At 65.5% G+C, this 2,855-nt stretch carries 1 protein-coding gene; it reads right to left on the bottom strand.

Translation table 11 applies throughout. The features are described 5' to 3' along the window. Window positions 1-2,855: right-handed parallel beta-helix repeat-containing protein (locus EN949_RS34365; protein ID WP_348630612.1), on the bottom strand; the 2,855-nt coding region annotated here is incomplete at both ends.

Here is a 2,855-nt window from a genome sequence, read left to right as displayed (position 1 = left end):
AGCCCGTATTGTTGGTCAGGCTGACATCGGTGCCCGCGACATTGGTCGTCACCAGATTGGTGATGGTGAAGGTCGATAACGAAGCGTTGATTGCAAGGCCGTTGATGCCGGCAGCGGTGCCGCCGACAGTGACATTGCCACCCAGGAACTGGCCGCCCGAGACGGCATTGAAGTTGAGCGCCGTGGCCGTCGCAACGCCTGTCGTGATGCTGTCGAACGCCATGCCGCCGGTGCCGATGGTGATGCCGTCGAGATTGATCGCCCGGCCGGTGCCGGTGGTGATCTGCTCCGTGCCCGCGGCCGCGACTGTGATCGTGCCGCCCCCGGTGGCATCGAAGCCGGTACCGGTCGTCGTGGTCAGGTCCAGCCCGCCGGTGAATTTCACCGTGCCGCCGGTGTTGGCGGACAGGTCGATCGCGTTGGCCGAGCCCGTGCTGGCGGTGATCTTGCCGCCGAAGGTGGCGGTGCCGCCGGTCTGGCCGATGATCCTGACCGCGTTGGCCGCATTGGCCTGGTCGATCGTGCCGTTGTAGGTGACGTTGGGCACCGCACCGTTGATGTTGAAGGCTACATCGCCCGTGTTGGTGATGGAACTCGCGGCCGCGAAAGTCAGCGTGCCGCTCGAGCCGCTCCAGATGGCCACGCCCCTGCCGCCGCCACTGATGTCGAGATCGTCGAAGGTGGCGATGCCGTCGAAATTGTTGGCGAACAGCCCGACGTTGGCGGCACTGGTAATCTTGGTGTTGCCGGTGAAATCGACGGTCGCGCTCGAATCGACAAGCACGATGCCGGTTTGAGATGCGGTCTGGACGGTCAGGTCGTCGACCGAGACCGTGCCGGTCACACCATTGAGGTAGAGGCCGGACCCGACATTGCTGGCCGTCACGCCCTGGACGGTCAGGCCGTTGATGCCCAGGCCGTAGATCGCCGAGCCGGAACCCCCGGAAATGTTGAAATCGAGCAGCGTGTTGCCGTTGCCCAGCGTCACGACATTACCGCCGCCGGAACTGGTCAGCGTCGCCGCACCCGCTGAATCCGATATGGATTCGTCATGATGGATGTTGGTGCCGGTGACATTCAACGGCACCCCGCCGAGCGAGAACGCGCGGTCGTTGCCGAACGAGGCCAGTTCCTGTCCGTCGCTCAGCGAGAAGCCGGTGGCGTCGTCGATTGTCCCGCGGTTGACCAGGACAATGATGGCGTCGCTGGCGGTAATGCTGTCGGCATATTCGATCGAGGCGAGGTCGGTGATCGACGTACCGCCGCCCGAAGCCCCGGCCGCAACGAAGATGTAATTGCGCAGATCGTAAAGTTGCGGGCCGGTAAACGCGGTCGTGCCGAAAGCGTAGTGGCCGCTGCCCTCATTGAGCCCGCGCGCATCGAGCGAGGCGGTGATGCCGGAGATGGAGCTGGAATTGCCGCCGAAGGTAAATTCGGCGTTGGCCGTGGCGCCCGGCGTGCCGGCAATGCCCAGCCGCACGCCGGTATCGACATTGGTGATGACGCCGCCATCGGTGATGATGATCACCGCGCCGCCAACGCTCGGCGACGTCAGATCGATGCCGATCGAGCCGGCAGCACCGGTGCCGGTGATGCTGAGCGACTGCGCGGTGAAATTGGTCTTGGATCCGGAGAAGTCGAGGCCGGTGCCGACACCCAGTCCGGAGATGACGATGTTGCCGGCGACCACCGCCGCATTGACGCCGGCAAACGAGATGCCGTCGGCGCCGGGGTTGGTGATGCTGATGTCGCCGAAGCGGATCGTCGCCGGCGAATCCGAAATGGCGATCGCCGGTCCGGTCGTGTTGGAGATCGTCGTCGCACCGTTGACGGTGAAGCTGCCCGCGACATTCTCCAGCACGACACCCGACGTGCCGCCGCTCTGGCTGATCGAGTCCAGCACCACATGGGCGGTGATCGGATCGATGAAGACGGCGGTGCCGCCATTGCCTGACACGGTGCCGCCGGTGGTGGTGAACGTGCCTCCGGTCGACGTGCCCTGCACGGTGATGCCGCGGTCGGTATTGTCCTGCGCATTGACGGTGGCGAAGGTGTAGGTGCCCTTGCCGGTGATATCGAGACCGTCGTCGAGATTGCCCTTCAGCAGCGTCGTGCCGGTGAAATTGTAGGTGCCGTCGCCGTCGATGTGCAGGCCGTCGAGGCCGTTGCCGGTGGCGGTGAAGTTGGAGCCGGTGATGCCGGTCGAACTGCCCGTGAAGTCGGCGCCGTTGCCGCCCGCACCGGTGACCGTCACATTGGTCAGCGTCGCGCCGGTGATGTTGTTGCCGAAGATGCCGTCGCCGCCGCCGGTGATGGTGATGCCGTTGAGCGTGTTGCCGTTGCCGAGCGTAAAGACGGGGTTGGCGACGTTGGTGCCCTGGATCGTGCCGTCGCTGCCGCCCAGGTTGAAGGTGCTGGTGCCGCCGCCGAAAAGCCTTGCGGTGACGCTTTCGCCGCCGCCGATGACGGTCTGTCCATTGGCAAGCGTCACCCCGCCAGTCGTCAGATTGCCGTTGCCGCCGAGTGCCACGACAAAACCGTTCGCACCCGACTTGGTCACGGCGTCGTCCAGCGTCGTCGGGTCGGCCAGCGTGCCGGCGCCGGCGAGGCCGCCATCGGCGTAGTAGAACTTGCCGAAGGCGGCATTGGTGGCGGCATTGATGGCGACACGCGTCGTCGAGCCGCCGGTCAGCGTCTGCGACTGGACGCGGACGCCGATATCGCCACGCACGCGCTCGTTGACGCGCTTGCGCAGGCCTTCGCTGACCGGATAGACCGGCTCCGGCCCGCTGTCGGCCCCATTGTCCGAGCCGCTGCCGGGATTGAACGGGATGTTCAGCCGCACACTGCCGGCG

Origin of the sequence: Mesorhizobium sp. M7A.F.Ca.US.007.01.2.1, from assembly GCF_003998165.1 — a bacterium.
Lineage (GTDB): Bacteria > Pseudomonadota > Alphaproteobacteria > Rhizobiales > Rhizobiaceae > Mesorhizobium > Mesorhizobium ciceri.
This window is presented reverse-complemented; position numbering and strand designations above follow the sequence as displayed.